The sequence below is a fragment of the Rhodoferax sp. genome, from assembly GCF_039922535.1.
Taxonomy (GTDB): domain Bacteria; phylum Pseudomonadota; class Gammaproteobacteria; order Burkholderiales; family Burkholderiaceae_C; genus Rhodoferax_B.
Map to the genome: position 1 here is coordinate 1 of NZ_JBDTEM010000138.1, position 4,634 is coordinate 4,634.

At 63.2% G+C, this 4,634-nt stretch carries 5 protein-coding genes; all 5 read right to left on the reverse strand.

The window, feature by feature from the left end; all coding sequences use genetic code 11:
• Positions 1-159: 159 nt before the first annotated feature.
• On the reverse strand, positions 160-408 hold the full coding sequence (locus tag ABI213_RS06385; protein WP_348005773.1) for a PepSY domain-containing protein: 249 nt from the start codon (positions 406-408) through the stop codon (positions 160-162).
• Between the two features lie 168 nt (positions 409-576).
• Entirely contained in the window at positions 577-1,470 is an 894-nt protein-coding gene (locus tag ABI213_RS06390; protein WP_348005774.1) for a sugar phosphate isomerase/epimerase family protein, read from the reverse strand.
• Positions 1,467-2,378 (reverse strand): VOC family protein, encoded by a 912-nt coding sequence (locus tag ABI213_RS06395; protein ID WP_348005775.1) that lies wholly within the window; start codon positions 2,376-2,378, stop codon positions 1,467-1,469. Before ABI213_RS06395 ends, ABI213_RS06390 begins: the two co-directional genes overlap by 4 nt.
• 138 nt (positions 2,379-2,516) lie before the next feature.
• Positions 2,517-4,130: a methyl-accepting chemotaxis protein gene (locus tag ABI213_RS06400; RefSeq protein ID WP_348005776.1), complete on the reverse strand. Its 1,614-nt coding sequence runs from the start codon at positions 4,128-4,130 to the stop codon at positions 2,517-2,519.
• A gap of 22 nt (positions 4,131-4,152) precedes the next feature.
• On the reverse strand, positions 4,153-4,634 hold a 482-nt coding region (locus tag ABI213_RS06405), incomplete at its 5' end, for an ATP-binding cassette domain-containing protein (protein ID WP_348026466.1).

Below are 4,634 nucleotides of genomic sequence, written 5' to 3' on the forward strand. Positions count from 1 at the left end.
AGCGCCAAGGCCATGCTGCCCACCCACTGGTGCACGGTTTTTCCACCTTCCAGCACAAAATAGTTGAGCACCACGCAGGTCACCAGCGACCAGTGGAAGACGCGCACAAAGCGGTCCCACACGACCACCGGGCCGGGGGCCGGGCGGTCGTCCAGGGGCCTATTTGGCAACGGCACCGGTGGCGGGGTCGAAAGATATTTCGACGCGCTTGCCCGCCTTGTCGTGGCCGTAGATTTCGTAGCAACCGTTGGTGACCTTGAGGGTCTTGACCTTGTAGCCTTGGGCTTCCATGCTTTGCTTGAAGTCCGACTGCTTCATCCAAGTTTCTTTGGGTGCCGTGCAGGTGGGTTCGGCCAGGGCGGAGGTGGAGATGGCCAGGATGGCGGGCAGGAGGAAAAAGGCTTTCATGGGCATTGCTTTCGGTCAATGGAACCCAGCAAATGCTGGTGCACGCATTATTGAAAGGCTAGATTAAGCCTCCATTAATGCATCCCGTAGACCTTAACTTGCTGCAAAAAAAAGAGCGGTTTGTGCCTATGGAATAAGCACAAACCGCTGATTTTTATACAAACCTTGTCAGAGCCGCTGCTTGAGCCGCATGTCGTTGGGCAGCGGTGTGGAGCGGCGCAGCACGTCTTCGCTCAGCCACAGCGCGCTCTTGCGGGCGCGGGCGGCCACCACGGGCAGGGGCAGGTTCACGTAGTCGTCGTTGAATACTTCAAAGCTGTAGTCGCCACGGTAGCCCAGGCGGTCCAGTTTGAGCACCAGGTCCACCATTTGCTCGCTGTGCACGCCTTCACCGGGGAACACCCGGTAGGTGCGGGCGGTGGCCATGCGTTCCTCGAAGGTCTTGGTTTCCTGCCACATGAAGTCGGCCAGTTGCACCAGGAAGATCTTGCTCGGGTCGAGGTAGTCGATCTCGTCCAGCGAGGTCTTGGCGGCGACGATGTGGTAGCCGTCTATGCCCAGGCCCAGGTTGGGGCAGTCGGCGCGGCACACCACGTCCCAGGCGGTGGTGAATTCATTCACCGTGCGGCCCCACGACAAGCCTTCGTAGGCAATACGGATGCCCAGCGGCACGGCCAGCATGGCCAGCTTGCGCAGGTCGCGGGCGATATGGTCCAGATCCTGGCTGGCGTGCGGCGAGGTGGATGAGCAGGCCAGCAGCACCTTGCAGTCCAGCGCGGCGCACATCTGCAGCATGGCTTTGGCGATGTCGATCTTGTATTCGTGCAGGTGGCCGCTCAGGCCCTCGAAGTCGCGCAGTACCTGGAAGCCGGTGCCGCGCAGGCCGCTGGCCTTGACCTCGGCCACCGCCGCCTCCATGCCGTCGGGGTGGCCCACGATGTCGTTGGCCTTGAGCATCACCTGGGTAAAGCCCGCATCCACCATGGCCTTGAGCTTGGCCTTCAAGGGCCCAGCCAGGGTGATGGTGTCCATGCCGAAGCCTTGGATGGCGTGGTCTTTCATGCTGTTTTCTCGGAGTGCACGAGTTCGAAGACGACGGAGCCTAAGTAAGTTTTGGTGATCGCGCCCCGGCTCTCGGTGTGGGTGGCCTGGGTTTCCACAAACTCCACGCCCAGCGCACGCAGGGCCTTCACCGCCTCCAGCACGTCGGGCACGCCCAGGCCAATGCGCTGCAGGCGTTCGTCGGCATCGTGCACATTCAGCTCGGGCTCAATCAGTTGCAGCATGAAGCTGTTGGCGGCATCCAGCGCCGGGCTGCGCAGCAGCGTGCCCTTGGGCATGATGCCAAAGCGCTCTTCGTCGGGGATCAGGGCCAGGCCGAACAGCGCGTTGTAGAACTCGATCCAGTCGTAGCTGCGCTCTGGGCCGATGTACTGCACTACACCGAAGAAGTGCAGCCCGGCGGTGGCTTCGGGCTTTTGGTTGACGGACGGGATCGGGATGAAATCCACGTCGTAGATGGAGAAGTCTTTGTAGCGGTCCACAAAGTAGATGCGGCTGCCGCCCGCGCCGTGGATGGCGGGGATGTTCAGCTCCATCACCTCGGCGTGGGTGGGCACCTCCCAGGCACCGCGCTCGCGCACGTAGTGGTAGGCGGCGCGGGCATCGCGCACCCGCAGGGCGATGGCCGAAATAGTGGGTGATTCGCTGCCGTGGCCCGCCGCCTGCGCGTCGCTGGGGTGGCCGTTGACCACAATGTTCAGGCCGCCCTGGCGGTACAGCTGGATCTCGCGCGAGCGGTGGCGTGCTACCGGCTTGAAGCCCATCATCTCCAGCACCTGGCCCAGCGCCTGCGGCTTGGGCGAGGAGTATTCGATGAACTCGATACCGTCCAGCCCCAGCGGGTTGGAGGCATCGCTGAACGAGGCCTGCAAGGGCTCGCGGCTGGGGTTAGCGAGTAAATCACTCATGGATCAAATGCTCCTTAAATAATAGCTGCTTGCGCAGGTGCAATATGCACCAGGCACACAAATGATGGCTGAATATGCGGATCGCCAGGCACCGGTGTGGTGGGCCGTTCAAACACTCTTCAGCCAGCCTTGCATGGTTTATACCGACATTGGAATGCCCAGCAGGCGCGCACTGGCTATTGCCTGGCCCGGGCGCAGCGTGGAATGCGCCGCATCCCCGAGGCGGAAGGCCGATACGGCCTGCACTTGTTCCTCGGCCAGGGTGCGCAGACTGGATGCGGCGGCGGCCATTTGCTCGACCAGCGCGGCATTTTGCTGCGTCGCCTGGTCGATCTGGGAAATTGCCTCGCCAACCTGGGCTACGCCGGAAGACTGCTCCTGGCTGGCGCTGCTGATCTCCAGCATGATGTCGGTGACGCGCTTAATTGCGCCCACCACCTCGGCCATGGTGCTACCGGCACGGTCCACCAGCGCATTGCCTTGCTCGACACGCTGCACGCTGGCGTCGATCAGGATCTTGATTTCTTTGGCGGCGCTGGCGCTGCGCTGCGCCAGGCTGCGGACTTCGCTGGCCACCACCGCAAAACCCCGGCCTTGCTCGCCAGCGCGGGCGGCCTCCACCGCGGCATTCAAGGCCAGGATGTTCGTCTGGAACGAGATCCCGTCGATGACGCTGATGATGTCGGAGATCTGCCGCGACGATGCGTTGATGCGCTTCATCGTCTCCACCACCTCGGCAACCACTTGGCCCCCCTGGCCGGCCACGGTGGAGGCTTCACGCGCCAGCTGGTTGGCCCGGATGGCGTTGCTGGCGTTTTGCTTCACGTTGTCGCTCAGCTCTTCCATCGAGGCGGCGGTTTGCTCCAGCGCGCTGGCTTGTTGTTCGGTGCGGGCAGACAGGTCGTGGTTGCCCTGGGCAATCTCCGAACTGGCGGTGGCCACGCCTTCCGAGCCAGAGCGCACGGTGGAGACCACGGTCACCAGATTGCCCTGCATGTGTTGCAGCGCGGCCAGCAACTGGGTCATTTCGCCGAACGATTTCACCGGCTGTGTCTGCACCACCAGATTGCCATCGGCTACGGCATTGGCTACGCGCACGGCTTCACCGGCGGCGATGCCCAGGCTGCGCGAGATCGACCAGGCCAGCACCGCGCCGACGGCACAGGCCAGCACGCCGATGCTGATCAACACCGTGCGGGCGTGGGTCTGCCCGGTGTCCACCGCCTGGATGCCCTCGTCCATCATCGCCTGCTGGCGCTGCGCCCATTGGCCCAGCACCTTTTGGTAGGCGATCAGGGCCGGGGCATATTTGTCGTGGAACTCGGACTGCGAGAAATCGCTGGAGCCGCTGTCCACCGCCTGCAGCACGTCGCGCACCGCGGCTTTGTAGACCGGGTGCGTGGTGGCCAGTTGGGCCAGCAAGGCACGGTCGCCGTCACTGTCCACGGTGCTTTTGGCGTAGCGCTCGGCCAGCCCGTCTATGGTTTTGATGTCGGCTTCGATCTGCGTGCGCAGCGGCGCCTGCTTGGAGGGGTCGGAGGTGGCGATCAACAGGCTGGTATTGAAGCCCTGGTTGCCCAGCAAGCCCTTCCACTGCAGCGCATCGCGCTCGGTGGCAGCCAGCTCATTGCCCAGGCGGTAGGCCACCCGGCCTAACCGTTCCTGCTGCAACAGCCCCAAAACCAGCACCAGCACCATCAGCCCGAGTACCGCGGCAAATGCCAAGCCCAGTCGCCCGCGAATGCTATTCATCAAAGAGCCCATACCGCTTCCTTTAAACCGTTGCTGCCGCGGCGGCGTGCGCGCCACCGAGGAAGAGTCGTTCGATGTGCGGGTCGGCCAGCAGCTCGGAGGCAGGCTTTTGCAGCACCAGGCGGCCCGATTCCAGCGCGATGGCTTCGTCCGATATCTTCAGTGCACTCTTCACGTTCTGCTCGACCATCAGCACGGTGGTGCCCTGGTCGGCCAGCTTGCGCAGCAGCTTGAACACATCACCCACCACCATGGGGCTCAGGCCGATGCTGGGCTCGTCGATCAAAATCACCTTAGGCCGCAGCAACAGCGCGCGGCCGATTTCCAGCTGCTTTTGCTCGCCGCCCGACAGGGCCGAGGCCATGCTGTCCATGCGCTGCTTGACGCGCGGGAAGAATTCCAGCACCTCGGGAATGCGCTGGTGCGTCAGCTCTTTGCCGATGGTGATACCCCCCAGCTCCAGGTTTTGCCACACCGTCAGCTGGCCAAACAGATTGCGGCCTT

Coding starts and splice junctions, on each gene's coding strand:
- ABI213_RS06385 (WP_348005773.1), bottom strand. CDS start 408: ATGAAAGCCTTTTTCCTCCTGCCCGCCATCCTGGCCATCTCCACCTCC.
- ABI213_RS06390 (WP_348005774.1), bottom strand. CDS start 1,470: ATGAAAGACCACGCCATCCAAGGCTTCGGCATGGACACCATCACCCTG.
- ABI213_RS06395 (WP_348005775.1), bottom strand. CDS start 2,378: ATGAGTGATTTACTCGCTAACCCCAGCCGCGAGCCCTTGCAGGCCTCG.
- ABI213_RS06400 (WP_348005776.1), bottom strand. CDS start 4,130: ATGAATAGCATTCGCGGGCGACTGGGCTTGGCATTTGCCGCGGTACTC.